General features: G+C 41.0%; 21 protein-coding genes. 15 read left to right on the top strand and 6 right to left on the bottom strand.

The genetic code is table 11. The features are described 5' to 3' along the window. Positions 1-19 precede the first annotated feature (19 nt). The 3 genes from IWB18_RS03800 to IWB18_RS03790 are packed head-to-tail and all read left to right on the top strand — an operon-like array spanning position 20 to position 1,774. Positions 20-508 (top strand): GNAT family N-acetyltransferase, encoded by a 489-nt coding sequence (locus IWB18_RS03800; RefSeq protein WP_195682271.1) that lies wholly within the window; start codon positions 20-22, stop codon positions 506-508. Between the two features lie 10 nt (positions 509-518). After that, complete coding sequence (locus tag IWB18_RS03795; RefSeq protein ID WP_195682270.1) at positions 519-1,307, top strand: threonine/serine exporter family protein; 789 nt, start codon at positions 519-521, stop codon at positions 1,305-1,307. After that, on the top strand, positions 1,304-1,774 hold the full coding sequence (locus tag IWB18_RS03790) for a threonine/serine exporter family protein (protein WP_195682269.1): 471 nt from the start codon (positions 1,304-1,306) through the stop codon (positions 1,772-1,774). The genes IWB18_RS03795 and IWB18_RS03790 overlap by 4 nt, the downstream gene beginning before the upstream one ends. A gap of 39 nt (positions 1,775-1,813) precedes the next feature. On the opposite strand, the gene IWB18_RS03785 is transcribed toward IWB18_RS03790, so the two are convergent. Then, positions 1,814-2,338, bottom strand: a complete 525-nt coding sequence (locus IWB18_RS03785; RefSeq protein WP_195682268.1) for a YeeE/YedE thiosulfate transporter family protein — start codon at positions 2,336-2,338, stop codon at positions 1,814-1,816. 1 nt (position 2,339) lies between these two features. Further along, entirely contained in the window at positions 2,340-2,858 is a 519-nt protein-coding gene (locus IWB18_RS03780; protein ID WP_195682267.1) for a YeeE/YedE thiosulfate transporter family protein, read from the bottom strand. Between the two features lie 208 nt (positions 2,859-3,066). Between IWB18_RS03780 and IWB18_RS03775 the strand changes: the two genes are divergently transcribed. Continuing rightward, positions 3,067-3,867, top strand: a complete 801-nt coding sequence (locus IWB18_RS03775; RefSeq protein ID WP_195682266.1) for an arylamine N-acetyltransferase family protein — start codon at positions 3,067-3,069, stop codon at positions 3,865-3,867. A gap of 49 nt (positions 3,868-3,916) precedes the next feature. Here IWB18_RS03775 and IWB18_RS03770 read toward each other — a convergent pair whose 3' ends face one another. Continuing rightward, positions 3,917-4,495, bottom strand: coding sequence for a DNA-3-methyladenine glycosylase I (locus IWB18_RS03770; RefSeq protein ID WP_195682265.1), 579 nt, complete (start codon positions 4,493-4,495; stop codon positions 3,917-3,919). Positions 4,496-4,799: 304 nt separating this feature from the next. On the opposite strand from IWB18_RS03770, the gene IWB18_RS03765 reads away from it, so the two are divergent. The 10 genes from IWB18_RS03765 (at position 4,800) to IWB18_RS03720 (ending at position 17,786) form a co-directional block, all read left to right on the top strand. Then, entirely contained in the window at positions 4,800-5,576 is a 777-nt protein-coding gene (locus IWB18_RS03765; RefSeq protein WP_195682264.1) for a class I SAM-dependent methyltransferase, read from the top strand. A 23-nt stretch (positions 5,577-5,599) separates the two neighbouring features. Beyond that, positions 5,600-6,514, top strand: coding sequence for a nickel ABC transporter permease (nikB, locus tag IWB18_RS03760; protein WP_332310658.1), 915 nt, complete (start codon positions 5,600-5,602; stop codon positions 6,512-6,514). After that, complete coding sequence (gene nikC, locus IWB18_RS03755) at positions 6,515-7,345, top strand: nickel transporter permease (protein WP_225877750.1); 831 nt, start codon at positions 6,515-6,517, stop codon at positions 7,343-7,345. Positions 7,346-7,363: 18 nt separating this feature from the next. Continuing rightward, positions 7,364-8,908 (top strand): ABC transporter substrate-binding protein, encoded by a 1,545-nt coding sequence (locus IWB18_RS03750; RefSeq protein WP_195682262.1) that lies wholly within the window; start codon positions 7,364-7,366, stop codon positions 8,906-8,908. Next, positions 8,905-9,873 carry an ABC transporter ATP-binding protein gene (locus IWB18_RS03745; RefSeq protein WP_195682261.1) on the top strand — a complete coding sequence of 323 codons (969 nt, stop codon included), beginning with the start codon at positions 8,905-8,907 and terminating at the stop codon, positions 9,871-9,873. Before IWB18_RS03750 ends, IWB18_RS03745 begins: the two co-directional genes overlap by 4 nt. Next, positions 9,860-10,642: an ABC transporter ATP-binding protein gene (locus IWB18_RS03740; RefSeq protein ID WP_225877749.1), complete on the top strand. Its 783-nt coding sequence runs from the start codon at positions 9,860-9,862 to the stop codon at positions 10,640-10,642. Before IWB18_RS03745 ends, IWB18_RS03740 begins: the two co-directional genes overlap by 14 nt. A gap of 264 nt (positions 10,643-10,906) precedes the next feature. Further along, entirely contained in the window at positions 10,907-11,305 is a 399-nt protein-coding gene (locus tag IWB18_RS03735) for an arsenate reductase ArsC (RefSeq protein ID WP_195682260.1), read from the top strand. Between the two features lie 143 nt (positions 11,306-11,448). Further along, the gene (locus tag IWB18_RS03730; RefSeq protein WP_195682259.1) at positions 11,449-13,839 is read left to right on the top strand and encodes an ATP-binding protein; all 2,391 of its coding nucleotides are present in this window, start codon (positions 11,449-11,451) and stop codon (positions 13,837-13,839) included. Between the two features lie 85 nt (positions 13,840-13,924). Then, positions 13,925-16,180: an EAL domain-containing protein gene (locus IWB18_RS03725; protein ID WP_195682258.1), complete on the top strand. Its 2,256-nt coding sequence runs from the start codon at positions 13,925-13,927 to the stop codon at positions 16,178-16,180. 133 nt (positions 16,181-16,313) lie between these two features. Continuing rightward, positions 16,314-17,786 carry an alanine/glycine:cation symporter family protein gene (locus IWB18_RS03720; RefSeq protein WP_195682257.1) on the top strand — a complete coding sequence of 491 codons (1,473 nt, stop codon included), beginning with the start codon at positions 16,314-16,316 and terminating at the stop codon, positions 17,784-17,786. A gap of 68 nt (positions 17,787-17,854) precedes the next feature. Here IWB18_RS03720 and IWB18_RS12555 read toward each other — a convergent pair whose 3' ends face one another. Beyond that, positions 17,855-18,388: a YeeE/YedE thiosulfate transporter family protein gene (locus tag IWB18_RS12555; protein WP_195682256.1), complete on the bottom strand. Its 534-nt coding sequence runs from the start codon at positions 18,386-18,388 to the stop codon at positions 17,855-17,857. A gap of 26 nt (positions 18,389-18,414) precedes the next feature. After that, positions 18,415-19,077: a YeeE/YedE thiosulfate transporter family protein gene (locus IWB18_RS12550; RefSeq protein WP_195682255.1), complete on the bottom strand. Its 663-nt coding sequence runs from the start codon at positions 19,075-19,077 to the stop codon at positions 18,415-18,417. A 200-nt stretch (positions 19,078-19,277) separates the two neighbouring features. On the opposite strand from IWB18_RS12550, the gene IWB18_RS03705 reads away from it, so the two are divergent. Further along, on the top strand, positions 19,278-20,174 hold the full coding sequence (locus tag IWB18_RS03705; protein WP_195682254.1) for a LysR family transcriptional regulator: 897 nt from the start codon (positions 19,278-19,280) through the stop codon (positions 20,172-20,174). 1 nt (position 20,175) lies between these two features. On the opposite strand, the gene IWB18_RS03700 is transcribed toward IWB18_RS03705, so the two are convergent. Then, the gene (locus tag IWB18_RS03700; RefSeq protein ID WP_195682253.1) at positions 20,176-20,388 is read right to left on the bottom strand and encodes a sulfurtransferase TusA family protein; all 213 of its coding nucleotides are present in this window, start codon (positions 20,386-20,388) and stop codon (positions 20,176-20,178) included. Positions 20,389-20,419: the final 31 nt, after the last annotated feature.

Genomic DNA, 20,419 nt, shown 5'->3' with positions numbered 1-20,419 from the left:
GAAGGGAGAAATTTTTGAATTGAATATCAGAAAAGCGGTATTTGAAGATATAAGTGAAATAAAAAAGATATACGAGCATGCAGTAAGGTACATGAGGAAAAACAACAACCCTGATCAATGGAAGGATGGTTATCCCGGCATTGAAATCATCAAGGAGGATATCAAAAACGAAAAAAGCTATCTGTGTGTGGAAAACAACGAAATACTCGGGGTATTTTATTTTGCCTTAGGCGAAGAGGATCCCACATATAAAGAAATTTATCAGGGAAGCTGGATAAATGACGAGCCCTATGGTGTGATCCATAGAATAGCAACAATCAAGAATAAAAGGGGTGTTGCAGGATTTTGTGTAGACTATTGCTTTGGCAAATGCCAAAATTTAAGGATAGATACCCACAAAGACAACTTGCCCATGCGAAGGTTTCTGGCGAAAAAGGGTTTTGTTGAATGTGGAATAATACATATTGCAGACGGTTCGGAAAGAATCGCATACCAAAAATGTGAGTGAGGCTGTAAAGATGGATGTTGCGATAAACAGTACTTTGGAAGCAAATCAAAAACTTTTGACGTACATAATGGATTTGGGAGAAATATTGCTGAAATCTGGAGCTGAGGTAAACAGGGTTGAAGATACTGTTACGAGAATTGGAAAAGCTTACGGATTTTGCCGGGTGGATGTTTTTTCCATAACGTCCAGCATAGTCGTAAGCGCACACGATCCTCAGGGAGATGTTTTTACCGAGACCAGAAGAATCACCAGGTATATTACCGACCTTGACAAGATCGAAAGAGTCAACCGCCTGTCCAGAAAAATATGTGCAAAACCTTTAGACGAGACCGAACTCCTGGAAGCCATAGATCAAATTAAAAATGCAGAAGGCTATTCAGAGACAGCAATGTTTTTTACGTATGGGTTGATATCCGCAGCTTTTTCGATTTTTTTTGGTGGAACCTTTAATGATGGGATCACGGCTTTCTTATGCGGCTTGGTATTGAGAGTGGTTTTGAGGCTGGGAAGAAAGATGGATCTGCAAAATATAGTCATCAACTTTTTTACCTCCGCTGCCGTAGGGATAGGTGCCATAGTTATGATCAAAATGGGTTTGGGTCAAAATATGGACAAGATAATTATTGGCAATATCATGCTGCTGATTCCGGGCATATTGTTGACCACTTCGTTGAGGGATATGATAAACGGTGATTTGGTAACAGGAATAATGGGGTTGGGTGATGCCATACTCCGATCTTTGGCCATTTCATTTGGGTTTGCGGTGGTTATGGCTTGGTTTGGAGGTGGGATAATATGACTCATGCCATTCAGATCGCAATGGCCTTTTTAGGGTCGTTGGGTTTTGCTGTAATGTTTCATGTCAAGGGCATAAAGCTGTTCTTTTGTGGTTTGGGAGGCGCCGTTACATGGGCCATATTTTTAGGAGTAAAAATTTTTGGAGACAGCATCATTGGGGGATTTTTTATAGCTACGTTGAGTGCTTCTCTGATATCGGAAATACTTGCGAGAAAAATCAAGGCACCTGTGATCATGTTCCTTGTGCCGATGTTGGTCCCATTGATTCCGGGAAGTGACCTATACTATACTACAAGTCACCTTATAAACAACCGCATGCAGGAATTTGGAAGCGGTTTGACACTTTTGTTGCAAAAGGTCGGAGCCATGGCATTTGGAATCATCCTCATGGCAAGTTTTGTTCAAATATTTTTATACGGAAAACAAAGTTTTTTAAAAGGTTTGATGCGTTTGAAAAAGAAGACATAAAAAAGGGAGTCGTCAAAAAAGTGACGGCTCCCTGTAAAATTACAAACCAAGTTTTTCTATCAGTTTGAATAAAAGTGAAACACCTATTACCATGGGCACGATGACAAACCAATGGTTTACGCCCAGTGCTTCTGGTATGGTGGGGTTTCCCAAATCTCCCCAGGTTAAAACCGTTTTTGCAAAGAACGGGTATGCTTCGGAATAAATTATCCCTCCTGCAAATACGCCAAGTAATCCGAACAGCGCATCGACCCTGCCTTCACCCAGTGCTGCCCAACCTGTACCCGGGCAATAACCAATCAAAGCCCAGCCTGCTCCGAACAGTCCGCCGCCGATCAGTGTACCACCCAAAACGAGAGAGCGGCCACCTGCGCTTATTATTCCCAGATCCGCTAACAGGTAAATACCCACCATTCCAACCAATATGGCTGTAAACATAAATTTAACGATAGTAAGATCCTTTAAAAGCAAAGCACCTACCTGCTTGTCATATCTAATTACTCTTGCACGTTGAAGTAAAAATCCAAAAAGGATCCCTGCTATCAATCCATAAACCAGTGTCATATTATCTGGCACCTCCTCTGTAGATCAATTTGGCAACTATAATTCCAAGAATGAAAAACATTATCATTGAAACAAAACCGCTTACTGACAGAAGTATGGATGCACTCATTTGACCTGAAGGGCAGCCACCCGCCAATCTTGCACCAAGCATGGATATTGTACCGCCGATAAAAGCCACGAGATATCGCTTTGGTTTTGACGTGCCGAATTTGGATTTCCAAAGATCTGGAATCGATTGGAGCTTGAAGTCTCCAAACATTTTCGAGGCTATGAATCCGCCTAAAAGTATGCCAAGGACAAACATTACCTGCCAGCTTAATGCCGCTTTGACGATGTTGAAGTATTCGACCTGAGCAAATCTTTCAGGGATCAATGCCTTTTCCAGCATTCCAAGCAAAACTATAAAGGATGTGGAAGAACCGAAATAATTGCCGGAAACAGCTACGGAAAGAATCAGGACCAATCCGCTCAGAGCTCCTGCAACATAAGGGTTCCAACCCTTGTCATTTTTATTATTCATGTATGAATCCTCCTTTTAAAAATATACCCTTAAAGGTATTCGTTCCCATAATAACACATTTTAATCAGTTATTGAAGAACAAATTATGCAGAAATCAAGTTGGCAAATCGAATTTGGAGTGCAAATAAAAAAACGTTTACATTTTACAAGAGATGGTTTATCATTTTATATGTACACAAAAAATGAATTGTAAATCATGGAGGTTTATATGGAAAACAGCAAATTTGATCTTGGATCATATTTAAAAAGAATCAATTTTACAGGAGATTTGGATACATCGGCTGATACATTGAAAAAATTGCACGTAGGACACGTTATGAATATACCTTTTGAAAATCTGGATCAGTTGAGGGGAAAGAAAATATCATTGGATGTCGAGAAGCTTTTTGACAAAATCGTTCTTAATGAAAGAGGCGGTTACTGTTTTGAAATGAACGGTTTGTTTTATCACATACTGAAAGAGATAGGATTTAAAGTCAAAAATCTATTTGCCAGAGTATATAGGCCCGGATTCGGATTTTCACCTAAAACTCACCATGTGTTGGTTGCTGAAGCAGACGGAAAAGAATGGTTGGTGGATGTAGGATTCGGAGGAAACGGACCAGTGGCACCCGTTTTGTTAGAGGAAGATATGGAGCAGGAGCAGTTTATGAGGCACTATATGATTTCAAAGCATCCTGAATTCGGTTATCTTTTACAGTTCAAAATAGACGGGAAATATGAAAATGTGTATGCCTTCAACATGGAGGAAAATTCGCAGATGGACTATGAAATACCCAACTACTTCACTTCAACACACCCCGACTCCATATTTACACAGGTCATCATGTGCACCAAAGCGACAGAAAAGGGAAGGATCTCGATCTTTGACAATAACCTCAAGATCGTGGCAAACGGCCTAGTTACCGAAAAGGTAATGCAAAGTGATTTTGAGATCAATGAAGTACTGTACAAGCACTTTGGGTTAAGCTTGGAAGACAAGTACCTGGAAGATGCTTCATCAAGGTAGTAGAAAACCCGCCAAGGCTTATTGCTTTGGCGGGTTTTTGCGGTGGGATCTATTTCTTCAATTCTAAAATCTCCTTGTACCGGAAACAGGAGGTCACATGATCGTTGACAAATCCTGTGGCTTGCATGTGAGAATACACTATAGTAGGTCCTAGAAACTTGAAACCCCTCTTTTTTAGATCTAAGCTGATGGATTTTGACAATTCGGTGAAGGCCGGAATATCATTTTCGGTATCCCATTTGTTGACGATTTGACTATCGCCCGTAAAAGACCGCATGTAGGAATCAAAAGAGCCAAATTCATTTTGGATTTTGATAAATGATACAGCGTTGGTGACGGAAGCCTCGATTTTTCTTCTGTTTCGGATTATGCCGGGATCGTTCATAAGTTTTTCGATTTTATCCGAACCATAGCATGCTATCTTTTTATAATCAAAGTTGTCGTATGCTTTTCGATAGTTTTCGCGCTTTTTTAAGATGGTTAGCCAACTAAGGCCGGCCTGGGCCGATTCCAGCACTAAAAATTCAAAATGCGTCAAATCATCATGGACGGGAGCTCCCCACTCAAAGTCGTGATATTTTTCATACAGATCGTTGCCCAGACACCAGGAGCATTTTCGTAAAGTCATGGTAAAACCTCCAATCAAATACCAGTATATATCAGGATGCCACTTAAATACAGAAAAAAAGTGGATTTGATTTTAAAGAGGGCAAAAAGAATGTAAAAAAATTGACAAAGTCTATTCAGGATATTATAATTGACTTAATGATCAAGGAACCAGGAAGGTTTCCAAGCTAAGGCACGTGTTTAGATTTCGAGATTAAAAAATATATAATCAAAATAAAACTATGAAGGTTTGCTTACGAGGCAGGCCTTTTTTTGTTTTGTTTTTTTAATCTCGTATCAATGTAATATCAAAGGAGAGTGCGCAAATGACAAAAGCCACAAACAACAGATTAAAGATTATGGAAGATGTTAAAAAGTATTGGGAAGTCAGATCCGAAAGTTACTCAAGACAGAACATAGCAGAGCTGCATTCATTCAAAAAAGATGCATGGAAAAACATAATTATTGAAAATGCTCCCCAAAAGGAAACTCTAAAGATTTTAGATGTCGGAACGGGTCCCGGATTCTTCGCCATAAATCTTGCCATGGAAGGTCACTGTGTGACGGCGGTGGATTGCACCAAGGGCATGATCGAAAAAGCCAAAAGAAATGCGGAAGCTTATGGTGTTGAGGTGACCTTTGAAATTGCAAATGCCCAGGAATTGCCGTTTGCAGATGAAAGCTTTGACCTTGTTGTTTCCAGAAACGTATTGTGGAATTTGGAGCAACCCCAAAAGGCCCTCGAAGAGTGGGGAAGAGTTCTGACTGAGGATGGAAGACTTTTATACTATGACGCCAATTGGTATCTTCATTTGTTTGATGAAGAATTGAAGGAGCTGCATATCAAGTCTCAAATGGAAGCGGAAAAGTATTTGACTGAACCCGCACCAGAATCAAAAATTGGTCATAAAATGGAAGAATTGGCTTTCAAACTTCCCTTATCAAAGCTGAACAGGCCTGAGTGGGACATAAATGCCATTGAAAAAAGTGGATTGAAATTATTAAAAGTAGACAATGACGTGGGAAGTCGTGTCTGGGAAAAAATTGAAAGAATCAAATATTCTGCCAGCCCAATGTTCATGGTGTGTGCTGAAAAGTCATGATATCCTATATCTTAAAAAGATTCGTGCATTTGATACCCATAATGCTGGCCATAACATTGGTGACTTTTTTGTTGATGCATATTTCGCCGGGAGATCCTGCAGAGAGGTTGTTGATGGCCCAGGGAACACCCGTGTCCCAGGAAGTTCTCGAATACACCAGGGCAAAAATGGGACTCGACGATCCTTTTCACATTCAGTATTTAAACTGGTTAAAAGGCGTTTTCACAGGGGAGATGGGAACTTCATACATGACAGGTCGCCCGGTCGTTACGGAACTGGCTCTACATTTGCCCTACACTATACTATTGACCATAAGCTCGATTGCTTTAACGGTTTTGGTGTCCATACCCATGGGGGTTTTGGCGGCTGTTCGTCAAGGCAAAACCAGCGATTATATAATAAGGATCGCTGGTTTTATCGGAATGGCGGTTCCCGGATTTTTACTCTCCATAATCATGATCTACTTCTTTTCGATCAAGCTTGGATGGCTTCCCGTAATTGGCGACTATGGCTTTAAAGGACTCATAATGCCTTCATTGACGTTGGCTGGAGCAATGACAGGAAAGTATATAAGGCAAGTCAGAGCTGTTATGCTGGACGAGATGGAGAAGGATTATATCATGGGTGCCAGATCCAGGGGGGTCAAAGAAAGAACCATTTTATTGTCTAACGCTTTCAAGAATTCGATGCTTTCAATTGTTACAATGATCGGCTTGTCCATGGGATCTTTATTGGGCGGAACGGCTATTGTAGAAAATATTTTTGTATGGCCGGGTCTGGGAAAATTGGTGATAGATGCAATCGGATACAGGGATTATCCCGTGATCCAGGGTTATGTTGTTTGGATGGCTGTGATTTTTGTAATAATAAATTTGCTTACAGACATTTCTTACAGACTTATAGATCCGCGCATCAGGATCGACAAGGAGGTAGCTTGATTGGACAAAAAAAAGAATACTGCAAGGATGCGAATGTTGGTATTTTTATTTTTGACGGCAGCACTTTGCATTGCAAGTCTGGTTGCCCCGTTTTTTCTACCAAATGATCCAAGTCAGGTGGATCTGTCAAAAGCCTTGATGAGTCCAGGGGGAGAGTATCCTTTTGGAACAGATCAATTGGGGAGGTGCGTATTTTCAAGAGTCGTCAGTGGAGCATCCGCAACTATTTTTAGCGCAATTGTTTTAACCGGTATAATATTTGTATTTGGAACATTTGTTGGTGTCATCGGTGGATACATTGGTGGATCACTGGACACGCTCTTGATGAGGATTGTTGATGTGCTTCTGGCTTTTCCGGGATTGGTGCTGGCCATCGCTGTTGCCGGAGTGTTGGGTGGCGGATTAAAAAATGCAGTTTTGGCACTGGCATTGATAAGTTGGACAAAATATGCAAGGTTGTCAAGAAGCCTCGTTCTGTCCATCAAGGAACAGAATTTCATTCATGCTTCAAAACTTGGGGGAAGCAGTGATTTAAAGATCATTTTCAAGCACGTGATCCCAAATGCCATGGGTCCCATGGTAGTTATCGCTTCAATGGATATAGGTGTCATGATGATGCAGCTTGCTGGATTGAGCTTTCTGGGGCTTGGTGCTCAACCGCCGGCTCCCGAATGGGGATCCATGCTGAACGAAGGGCGAAGCATGCTTCAGAATGCTCCCTGGCTCACGCTTTACCCCGGTTTGTCGATTTTTGCATCGATCGTGATCTTCAATCTGTTCGGAGACAGCTTAAGAGACATGTTCGATCCTAAAAAAAATTATGTCAACTAAAATTGAGAGGTGCATAAAATGTTAAAAAAGTTTGCTGCAATAACAATAGTGGTTTTACTTGTTGTCTTGTCAGGTTGTGCAAAAGATACCGGTATGGGAGCAAGCGAAATTGAAAATGATTCAAACAAGCTGGTATTTACATCCACTCAAAGCAGTGCCAGCATCGACCCGGCCAATGGCTATTCAGGATGGTTCACTTTAAGGTACGGGGTAGGCGAGACACTTTTTAAACTGGATGATTCCATGAAACCGCAACCTTGGCTGGCAGATGGATATGAACTGATAGACGATAATACTTGGGAGATCGTCATAAAGGAGGGGATTTCATTTCACAATGGTGCTGAAATGACTGCAGAAAAAGTCAAAACATCTCTGGAACGCTTGATCGAAATCAACGACAGGGCACCATCGACCCTTCGAATAGAAAGCATCACAGCAGAAGGCAACATGTTGACAATTAAAACAGACGTTCCAAATCCCACGCTTATAAACGGACTTTGCGATCCTTTCGCATGCATAATCGACGTTGATGCAAAAACAGATTTTGATACTGCCGTCATAGGGACGGGACCCTACATGATCGAGAGTTTTCTGCCTAAAGGCAACAGCACGGTGGTTGCCAATAAAAGTTACTGGGATGGAGAACCAAAACTTGAAAAAGTCGAATTAAAACCCATTACAGACGGAGATACCATGACTATGGCCCTCCAGTCAGGAGAGGTGGATGCCACTCAAGGACTGCCTTATTCCAGTCATAGCCTGTTTGAACAAAATGAGGATTACAAAATGTCAAGTACCAGCACTTCAAGGGTATTTATGATTTATTATAATTTTGCCAATGATTTGCTCGAAGATCCTGTACTTAGAGAAGTGATAGATATGAGCATAGACAAGGAAAATTATGCCAAAGTTCTTTTGAATGGTTCTGCAAATCCCGCCATAGGGGCCTTTCCTTCCAGTTTGCCTTTTGGTGGGGATAAAATAACGGCATCCGATTACAATGTGGATAGAGCCGCTAAGATTTTGGATGAAGCGGGCTATAGGGATTCTAATAATGATGGCATAAGAGAAAAAGACGGAAAGGATCTGTCTTTTACCCTGGTAACATACACATCCAGGGTGGAACTGCCCATTTTGGCTCAGGCCATTCAGTCACAGCTTAAAGATATGGGAATAGAAATAAAGGTGGAAGTCAGTGAAGATGTGACCGACAGGTTGAAATCCGGAGATTTTGATTTGGCTGCATATGCCTATGTGACCTCCCCAACAGGAGATCCGCTGTCATACCTGGATTACGTATTCAAGACAGACGGTGTATCTAACTTTGGAAAATACAGTAATCAGGAAGTAGACAGTTTGATAGAGGAACTGAGAAATGAATTCGATCTCCAGAAAAGATACGATCTGGCCGTTCAAATACAGCAAAAGGCGATCGACGACAAAGCTTATACTTTCATTGCCCATCTCGACATGGCTTTTGTCATGAAAAAGGAGGTTCAGGGTCTGGAAGTGCACCCGACAGATTATTACCAAATAAATGTAAATACGGATTTGGTAAAATGAATCCGAAAAAACAGGTTTTGGCAGTAAAAGACTTAAGTGTGGAATACAGGCAAAAAGTATTAAGGCAGATCTCATTCGAAGTCTATAAAGGGGAAATATTGGGACTGGTGGGTGAGAGCGGTTCTGGTAAAAGTTCTCTTATTAGGGCTGTTACAGGACTGTTGAATGAAGGCGGAAAAGTGACTGAAGGAGAAGTTCTTTTTCATGGAACCGAGATACTTGGTTTACAAAAGGATAAACTACGGTCGATCAGAGGCAACGAGATTGCCACGGTGTTTCAAAATCCTGCAGGATTTTTAAATCCTACAAGAAAAATCCGAAAACATTTTATCGAAACTGTAAGAAGCCACGAAAAAACATCCAAAATTGATGCCTGCAGCAGAGCACTGAGCATATTTGAGAAACTGGATTTGAAAGACGGAAAGCGAATTCTGGACAGTTACCCTTTTGAGCTAAGCGGTGGAATGAACCAAAGGGTCGCCATTGCACTTTCCATGGTTTTGGAGCCGGATCTATTGCTGGCTGACGAACCTACCAGTGCATTGGATCTGACGATCCAGGATCAAGTTATAGATGAATTTTTAAGATTGAGGGATGTACTGGGGACAGCCATTGTCATAGTTACCCATAATATGGGAGTGGTTGCCAAAGCGGCAGACAGAGTCGGGGTCGTTTATGACGGAGAAATAGTTGAAATCGGAGATGCGAACAAAATATTGAAGGATCCCCTTCATCCATATACAATTGGACTTATGGATTCAGTACCTACTTATAAAAATAAAAAAATCAAATCGATACCATTAAAAAACGATGATGTGAAAAGACCGGTTGAAGGGTGCCGATTTGCTCCAAGGTGCACCTATGCAAGTGAACGATGTTTTAAAGAAAAACAGATCTTGCGCAAAAATCAGGAGGATCATTATTGTAGATGCATGAGAGTAGAGGAAATAAATGTCAACAAATGAACAAATGAAAAATCCAATTTTAACTGTAGAGAACGTTTCTAAATCCTTCACTAAAAAATACGCAAAGATTCCGGCGGTAGATGGTGTAAATCTAAGCGTGGCGGCAGGTGAAGTCCTGGGACTTGTAGGAGAGAGCGGATCAGGAAAGAGTACTTTGGCAAGGTTGATCACAGGCATGATCAAGCCAGACACCGGAAAAATCATTATGGATGGAAAAAATATCAATGACATCAAGAATAAGAAAAGCAAGGCGATGTTATCGAACATACAGATGGTTTTTCAGGATGCGTATTCATCATTTGACGGCAGAATGAAAATTGGTGATTCCATCGGAGAATTTTTGGATAATCACTACAAGATGAGCAGAGAAATGAAAAGAGAAAAGACCATAGAATTATTGGACAAGGTGGGGTTATCTCCGGAGCATGCAAATAGGATCCCCGGACAGCTTAGTGGAGGGCAGTGCCAAAGAGCGGCAATAGCAAGAGCCATATCCACCAATCCTAAAATATTGGTGTGCGATGAGGCCACCAGCGCACTTGATGTATCGGTCCAAGCTCAAATCATGGAGTTGCTCGAAAGGCTGCGCCAAGATCTGGATATTGGATTTCTATTCATCTCCCACGATTTGCCCCTTGTAAATTGTTTTGCCCACCGAATGGCGGTGATGTATGAAGGAAAGATACTCGAAACCGGGACTCCGGAGAAAATAATCAATGATCCGAAATTTGAATATACCCAAAAGTTGGTTTCTGCAGGCAGATATTGAACTTGTATAACTGAACCCCGTCGGGGTTCTTTTTTTAATTAAAAAGTTTAGGTGTGTGTTAATATTATGTTAAAACTATTCAAAAATCAGTTTGCATTATTGACAATGAGCGATACATCCTGTAATATCCCCTTTACATATCCTGCATTTTTGCATCTTATGAAATTTTGGATGAATGTCATCGAAATTACGAATTCATGGGTTCGTAAGGATGCAGACAAGAGCAGTTGCAGCTGGAATTTTAAATTAAGTGAGGCGATATAAATGAAAAAAACAGTAGCTTTTGTATGTGTGCATAATTCCTGCAGATCTCAAATGGCAGAAGGTTGGGCCAGGCATTTGGGTTCTGAGGTGATAGAGGCTTATTCTGCCGGCACAGAAAAATATCCGGAGGTTAAGCCGTTAGCAAGACAGGTTATGGAAGAAGCAGGTGTGGACATGAGCGGTCACCGACCCAAGCTTATGGATGAAATTCCGAAAGAAGTTGACTATCTCATAACCATGGGATGCAATGTAGAGTGTCCTTATCTTCCGTGTGAGCATAGGGAAGACTGGGGACTTGAGGATCCATCGGGCGGGCCGGTGGAAGATTACAGGGTAACCAGAGATTTAATAAAGGAAAAAGTGGAAGATTTGATAAAGCGGATCAAAAACGAAAATTAAACGGTCTGCGAAGCGGTGGCTTCGCAGGCTTATTTATTGTGTAGATAAAACTTTAAATAAATGTGTTAAAATAAAAATATAAAATTCAGATATAAAATTTAAAGTTATTTATAGTCAGAAATAAATGGGAATGGGGGAGCAAAATGAAAGATTTCGAAAAAATGGGCGTATTTTACTTGGGAAGGGATCACGATCTTGACTCTGGAGCATTAAAGGATGATCATGTACTTCTGAAATCTAAAGATTTGACTACTCACGCAGCCATAATAGGAATGACGGGAAGTGGAAAGACTGGACTTGGGATAGGCTTGATCGAAGAAGCTGCGATGGATCAAATACCGGTGATCGCCATCGACCCGAAAGGTGATTTGGGAAATATTGCTTTGACTTTTCCGGAATTGGATCCCAAGGATTTCAGACCCTGGATCAACTTGCAGGAAGCTGCCAACAAATCCATGAGCCCAGAAGAATATGCTGAAGCACAAGCAAAGATGTGGAAAGAAGGATTGGCTCAGTGGGATCAGGACGGACAGAGGATAAGACAAATGAGAGACAAGGTGGAGATCAATGTCTACACTCCTGGAGGTTCTTATGGGAAAGGAGTTTCAGCAATAAAATCTTTCGACTCTCCGCCACTGGCATTAAAAAATGACCTTGATGCGTACAGAGACAAAGTCCAGGGCACGGTTATCGGACTTCTTACCCTGTTGGGCATTGATTCGGATCAGTTGATAGGCCGGGAGAATATTCTTTTGTCAAATATTTTGGAAAATGCATGGAACGATGACAGGAACCTGTCCATAGCCGATTTAATAGGAGAGATTCAAAAACCGCCTATGGATACCATAGGTGTAATGGATCTTGAAAGCTTTTATCCGGCAAAGGAAAGATTTGAACTTGCCATGAAGATCAACAATATTTTGGCCTCTCCCGGATTTAAGGCATGGATCGAGGGGGAGCCTCTGAACATAGAGAATTTTTTGTACAACAAATCGGGAAAGCCTAAAGTTTCCATATTTTCCATTGCACATTTGACAGATAGTGAGAGAATGTTTTTTGTGACCATGCTTCTAAACGAAATCCTTGCCTGGGTAAGGACCCAATCTGGTACAGGCAGTCTAAGAGCGATTTTATACATGGACGAGCTCTTTGGTTTTTTACCTCCCACTGCAAATCCTCCTTCAAAAACTCCACTTCTGACCTTGTTGAAGCAGGCAAGGGCATTCGGACTTGGTTTGGTTTTGTCCACACAAAATCCTGTAGATTTGGATTATAAGGCTTTATCAAACATCGGAACCTGGTTTATAGGCAGATTGCAGACAGAAAGAGACAAGGCGAGAGTTCTGGACGGCTTGGAAGGAGCAGCGGTCGGTGGAAGTTTTGACAAGAAAAGAACTGAACAGATTTTGGCGGGACTGGGCAAAAGGATCTTTTATCTTCACTCAGTTCACGAAGATGAGCCGCGAATTTTCCAGACTAGATGGGTAATGTCGTATTTGGCGGGTCCACTGACAGGAGAACAGATAAGAAATCTGCCTGTAGATTTTTCTGAAGAAATTGATAAAATAGAAGCTGGGAAAATTGTGACCGAAAATATAAAATCAACCTTGGATCCGTCAGAAAGCCAACCTGCGCTGGATCCGGTCATAAAACAATTTTTTTACAGCAGAAACAACACCGGTGGAGACTTGTATTATGAGCCTTGGATATTGGGAATTGCCGATATTGCGTACGCCAGTGCAAAGTATTCCGTCTCCGCATCGAAAAAAATCATAATGGCTGCACCATTGACGGATGGTCCTATCCCGTTGGATTGGAACAAAGGGAAAAAGTTGGATTTGGATTTGTCCGACTTGTCTTCCGATGGAGAAAAAGGAGCATCATTCGGCAAGCTGCCGGGGGTGGGCGCAGATCCAAAGAGTTACGAAAAATGGAAAAAGTTATTTGTAACACATGTAAGAAATAATGAGAGCTTGAAGCTTATGTCAAATCCTATATTAAAAGTGGTGTCGGAACCATTTGAAGATGAACGGGACTTTTCCATCAGGATCCAACACATGGTTCACGAAAAAAGGGACGAGGAAATGGAAACTCTTAGAAAAAAATACGCTTCAAAATTCAATACATTGCAAACCAGGTTGTTAAGAGCCGAGCAAGCCTTGGAAAAAAAGACTCAACAGGCAAGCCAGAAAAAAATGGATGCTGCTGTTACAGCTGGATCTGCGATACTGGGGGCATTGTTTGGAAAAAGATCCATAAGCGCCACATCTCTGTCAAAAGTGGGAAGTGCGATGAAAAGTACTGGCCGAGCCTTCAAAAGCGGCGAGGACATTGACAGGGCAAGAGAGACTTTGGAATCGGTAAAAAATCAAATCGAAGACCTTGAGAGAGAGCTCGAAAATGAATTGGATTCCATAACTCAAATGTATGATGATGCAATTAATGAATTTGAAGAAATCGAGGTGAAAGCGACCTCGAACAACGTAACGGTCCACGCTTTGGCCTTAGGTTGGATCGAAAGAAACAGTTTTTGATGCACTTAAAAGTTTATGGGAATTGCCGATATGATTAATGAAAAATGCAGTGAACGAAAAATTGATAGTTTAGGGAGAGAAACTGTTGAGCAGAAAAAAATACAAGAAAAAGGCCATTGATTTTAAAATATTTCTCATAGCTTTTCTGGTTATGGCTGTGATATTTTCTATCATCTCTTACGGATCCGTCCGAGTCCAGATAAGAGAGAATGAGGAACGGCTCAAAGAAAATACGATCATGATCGCCACAAGTTATACTCATACCCTGTCCAAGGCTGACAAGGCCAGGGTCATAATAAATGAATTGATGAATGAAAGGCTTAAGGCGGCAGGAGATTATGCCGCACTATTTGAAGGAAATCACGACAACCAGACATTGAACAACTTGACGAAGGTCCTTGGAGTGGATGTCATATATTCTTATAATGATCAAGGGGAAGTAATTCACTCAAGCTCTGGAGAATTCATCGGCTGGACAGCCTACGAGGGACATCCGGTGAACAGGTTTTTGACCGGTGACCAGGAAAGCATCGTAGAAGACATAAGAAAAGATTCGGAGACGGGCATATTTTACAAGTACGCTTACTTCAGAGCTGAGGACAATACATTTGTTCAGGTGGGGATCTACGCCAACAAGATTCAAGATTTTCTCAAAAGCTTCGAGATTCAGAAGTTGATAGATGAAATAAATATGGATGGACTGATAGTCGAGGCCTGTTTCATTGACAATGAAAATACTGTTATCGCCAGTAGCGACAATGATATCATCGGGCAAAAGGTGGTAGATGAAAAAATAATAAAAGCCATTGAGACCGATAGGGAATATGGCGCAAAAATTGACTTTAAAGGCGAGGAAATGTATCAGGTGTTTTTACCGGTATATATGGAATCTGCAAAGATCGGAACGCTTTCAGTCGGTCAGTCTACAGAAAGAAACAAGGAGATAATATCCGAAATCATAATTGAGGGGATTTTGTCATTTCTGGGATTTATTTTGGTTTTGGGTTTCATACTGTTTTTCACCTATGCAAAAAACAGCAAACAGTTGAAACTTGCTTACTACGATTCCCTCACGGGTCTTCCAAACAGGGAGTACCTGAAAGATTTTTTGATCCACAAGATACACGGGGACAAAAACGTAAAAAAAGCGATTCTGATGATAAATTGCAGCGACTTTAAAAATGTAAATCTTACTTACGGATACGCTCATGGAGACAGTATCTTAAGAGAAATAACGAGAAGGCTGGAGCAAATTTTAAAGCCTACGGACATGCTCTTCAGGTTTTCGGCCGATCGATTTATCCTGTATGTTGAAAAATATCAGAATAGAAAAAACATTGAAACGCTGATAGCAAAAATCAATGACAAATTCAAAAAGCCTTTCAATGTAACCGAAAAATCGCAACATATAAATATTCGGATAGGTGTACTGGAAATTGAAGACGGGATTTCAAGTGTGGATGAGATTTTGAAAGAAGTGTCCATTACCCTGGATTATACCGATGAAAACAATGAGCGAAACCATGCCTACTTTGACTACTACATGGAGGACAACGTTAACAGGGAAGACTTGATCGAAAGAGAAATGAGAAGGATACTTGCTGAAGGATCCGATGAGGTGTATCTTGAATTCCAGCCGCAGATATCAGCCATTGATAACAGCATCGTTGGATTTGAAGCACTGGCAAGACTAAAGACTGATAGACTTGGAAGGATATCTCCGGAAGAGTTTATTATTGTAGCCGAGAGAAAATTCATAATAGTTGAATTGGGAAATCACATATTCAAAAAAGCCTGCATCTTCTTGAAAAAGTTAAATGAGCGGGGTTTTGAAAAAATCAAGTTATCTGTTAATATTTCAGGGATCCAACTACTCAGACATGATTTTATTGATACGATCATTGATATTACTGAAAGAACGGGTGTTAAAACTTCATCCATAGTCTTGGAAATAACCGAGACCATAATACTTGAAAACTACGAAATCATCAACGAAAAGCTTAAAATGTTGGTGGATCACGGATTCAATATTTCACTGGATGATTTTGGGACTGGATACTCAAACTTTTCAAGATTGAGCGAGCTGAGCATTCAAGAAGTAAAAATAGATCGTTACTTTGTATCAAGGATCACCACATTATCCAAGGAAAAACTCATCACGGGAGATATAATTTCCATGGCTCACAAACTGGACCTTAGAGTGGTGGCCGAAGGGGTCGAAGACAGCATACAACTTGACTATTTAAGAGAACACGAATGCGATGTCCTTCAAGGATATTATTTTGGGAAACCGGTCGACTCGCAAAAGGCTCTCGAAATAATCGAAAAAAGCAGGCGCTAAATCAAACATTACAAGGCAACTCTCAAAAGAGAGTTGTTTTTTTACCGCGAACAAGTGTATTTGAAATGGATTTGTGTTATAATATGAAAATATTTTCTGAATTCTCAGATAAAATTGAAATAGGGGGTTTGAAATGGAAGGATTTTTAGGTAGTGTGTCTTCAATAAATGACACGATCAATGGAATCGTATGGGGCGTTCCCATGCTGGTCTTAATAATAAGCACCGGCGTTTACATGACTTTCCGCACTAAATTTTTTCAGGTGCGAAGGGCAAAACATGTTAATCAAGAAACATTTATGGCAATATTTACAAAAAGATCGGTTACAAAAACAAAAGAGGAAAAGTCCATATCTCAGTTTCAGGCATTGTCGACTGCATTGGCGGCGACAATAGGAACTGGAAACATAGCCGGTGTGGCCACCGCCATAACAGTGGGAGGACCCGGGGCTGTATTTTGGATGTGGATTTCAGCGTTTTTCGGAATGATGACAAATTATTCTGAAAACGTACTGGGAATCTATTTTAGAAAGAAAAACAAGAAGGGTGAGTGGTCCGGTGGCCCTATGTATTATCTTGAAAACGGCTTGAAGGACAAACCGGGAATAGGCCCTTTGGGCAAACCTTTGGCTGTAATATTTGCCTTGTTCTGCATGTTGGCATCTTTCGGAATAGGAAACATGACCCAGGTCAACTCGATAGCAAGTGCGTTGAATGGTTCCTTTGGAATACCAAACATAGCCACCGGAATTGGTGTCGCACTAATAGCAAGCCTGGTAATTGTCGGCGGCATAAAGAGGATCGGGCAGGTCACAGAAAGGATAGTTCCTTTTATGGCACTTGCATATATTTTGGGATGCCTGTACATCATGGTAGTCAACTTCAGCATGGTTCCTGAAGTATTCGGTTATATCTTCAAAGGCGCCTTCGGAATTGGAGCTGTTGCAGGCGGAATAAGTGGAACTATGGTAAAGCAGGCGGTGACCATGGGCTTCAAGAGAGGGGTTTTCTCCAATGAGGCGGGTCTGGGATCGTCAGTAATGGTCCATTCATCTTCAGATGTAAAGGAACCGGTAATTCAGGGCATGTGGGGAATATTTGAAGTGTTTTTCGATACTTTGATAGTCTGCACTCTGACGGCTTTTGTAATATTGTCTACAGGTGTCCTTGAAACCGGCGCTACAGGCGTTCCGCTTGTAAGTGAAGCTTTTGCCCACGGATTGGGTGGATTTGCCGGGGAATTCGTTTCTTTGGCTATTCTGTTGTTTGCATTTTCAACCGTATTGGGATGGTCTTTCTACGGCACAAAGGCTGCAGAATATCTATTTGGAACAGGATTTACGATAGTATACAAGGTGCTGTTCATACTGTTCATAGTAGTGGGTGCCACCATGAGTTTGGATCTGGCATGGAACATTTCGGACACTCTTAACGGTTTGATGGCTATACCAAACTTGATCGGAGTATTGCTTTTGTCAGGCACGGTCATAAAAATCACCAGAGATTATGTGGATAGAATAATCGAAAAGAAAAAGACCGGGAAAGAACCGATGCTTTCAGCTTATGCGGAAATCAACGAACAGCATTCTCAAGAAATAGCAATGTAAATAAAAAAATAGAAAAAAGCTCTACAACTGTCTTATGGTCTCTACGGCCATTTTGGTTGTGGAGCTTTTTATATGAAAAATTTCAACAGTAATTTTGAACCTATGTAGGCGCCTATAAATAATGACAGTCCAAATATCCAGCCTGACACGGACATTGAAGATATTGAACTGTAGAAGGCTCCTATGTTGCATCCAGAGGCGATGCCGGCTCCGTAGCCCATCAACAATCCTCCTGTGACAGCTCCGGCTATTTGCTTCATGGATTTAATTTTTTTTATTCTGAACTGGGAAGACAAAAGTGCGGAGATGAGCGCCCCTGCAATGATACCAAGGTTTCTGAATGATGCAGGATCTTTCAGGAAACCGGCTTCGATGGTTGCGCGAACTTGAGGTCTTGAAAAATATTCCAACGAAGAAAGATCACCGCCTAAAGAATCAAATATCCAGCCGCTCCAGTTGATGAAAGACGTGGATACTCCCCACGGATTACCGGTGATCAGCAAGGTTAATATCTGCATTATTGAAATCAGGATCGCACCCTTAAAATATGACCAGGGATCGTTGAACCATTTTTTGTTGGATTTGTTATTATCGTTTAGCAATTGACCACGCTCCTTTTCCAGTGATGTCAACTGTCAAGATTTTTTGATTCCCATTTCAAAGAGAGAAAATAAAGTAGTGCTATCAGAGAAATTTGAATAAAAAGGGCCAGGGGCCAACCGACCAGGTCTGGAATAAAAATGCCTTCTTTACGGATTGAAAAATTATCCTGCCACCAGGTCGAATGATTTGCGCCTAAAAAAGAACCCAGGATAAAAAAGATCAAAGCAACAGCCTGCATCTGAAAACCGTCGCCCACACGCATCAAAACACCGGATGCGCAACCTCCTGCGATGACCATGCCTGTGCCGAATATGATGCCGCCTGCAATAGTAGAAAGTCCGATGGGGTTTATATAAGACTGCCCTGGTATGGGGTTGCCCACAGAAAATGCCTGGAATTTTATTATAAAAAAACCCAAAGTGGTTATGCCAACGGCAATGAGAACAGCTCGAGCGGTTAGTGTACTCCCGGTCATATGAAGATCTCTGAATGCGGATGTGAAACAAAATCTGGATTTTTGTAGAATAAAACCAAATCCGATCCCGCTTATCCAGTAAAAGGCAAAAAGCTTTGAAATCGTAAAAAAATAAAGACCGGCAACAAGACAAAAGAACAAGATCATATAAGCGTACGGTCTCTGATTTTTAAGTTCATTTGCTTTCGATTTTTTAATATTGTTGTCAGTCATGGATAGTCTCCTTCTTAAAGAAATGATCAATTACATTATAACATATTTGAGCCTTTGTCGACCTGACCAACGCAAGAATAATGATTGGATGATCAACTTAAAATCATATAAAAGCTTGATCAAAGGTACTATAATTTATATGTGCTTGTGGTATAATTAACATTGAGCCAATTATCGGATAAGAGAAGGATGAATTGTTTATGCATATAGAATGTCTTGAATATTTTTACAAAGTTGCGGAAGCCAAAAGCATATCAAAGGTAGCTGCGAGTGCACATATTTCACAATCTGCCCTCAGCCAGCAAATCTCGAAGCTTGAGGACAGTCTTGGCTGCGTTCTTCTGAAAAGAAGCAACAAGGGTGTGGAATTGACGGAGAAGGGTGCAATCGTATTTAAATACGCCGACAATATCGTAAGGACCTACGAAGCCATGGTGGAGCACCTCGAAGAAAATGATCAGAATATAAACAATATAAAGATCGAGGCCAACTGGTCAATAGCCAATTACTCTTTGCCTTGCGTCATGTACAAGATGAAAAATAAATTTCCAAAACACAATTACGTGCTCAACTCAAACGAGGCGGGAAAAATCGAAGAGAATTTGATCAACGGTATTTCGGATTTTGGAGTAATATACGGCAAACCCAGAAGCAAGGAACTATCCAACTATAAAATCGGCATAGACAGGCTTGTACTTGTCTCTTCGCCTCAATACGACATACCGGAAGAGATAAGATTCAAGGATCTGGTCGAATACCCATTCATAATGCTTAATGACAAGATGTACGTGAAAGAAGCAATAAACGAGAAGATGAAAGAAACGGGCCGGACCATAGACGACCTTAAGATCATATACAACAGCGATTCAATGGAGTCGGTAAAAGAATCTGTTCTAAACGAATTTGGCATAGGCTTTCTTCCTTACGTATCCATAAAGAAAGACCTTTACCGAAAAGAATTGAAATTAATAAACATATCCGATTTCAGCATAGAGTACGACATGTTTTTAATATACAATAAAAAAATCAATGAGAACCCAGTATTAAAAGAGTTCAACAAGTATTTTCAGACCATAGCACAGAAGAGTCTGTGTTGATTCAGGATTTGGTAATAAAAATTTCCCAGACTCCGTTCATGACTTCAACATGACGGATTTGGTGTTTTTTGAATTGATTTTCTATGGACTCCAGGACGCAGCTGTGATCGGTGATGACTTTCAGGGTCTCGCCGGTGTCTAAATTCTTCAGTTCTTTTTTTGTCTTTACGGCGGGGATGGGACACATGTCCCCTAAACAGTCCAAAGTTTTCATATTATCATCCTTATCAAAATATTATAAAGAC

Source organism: Alkalibacter mobilis (genome assembly GCF_015594845.1).
In the GTDB taxonomy this organism is placed as follows: Bacteria; Bacillota; Clostridia; order Eubacteriales; family Alkalibacteraceae; genus Alkalibacter; species Alkalibacter mobilis.
This window is presented reverse-complemented; position numbering and strand designations above follow the sequence as displayed.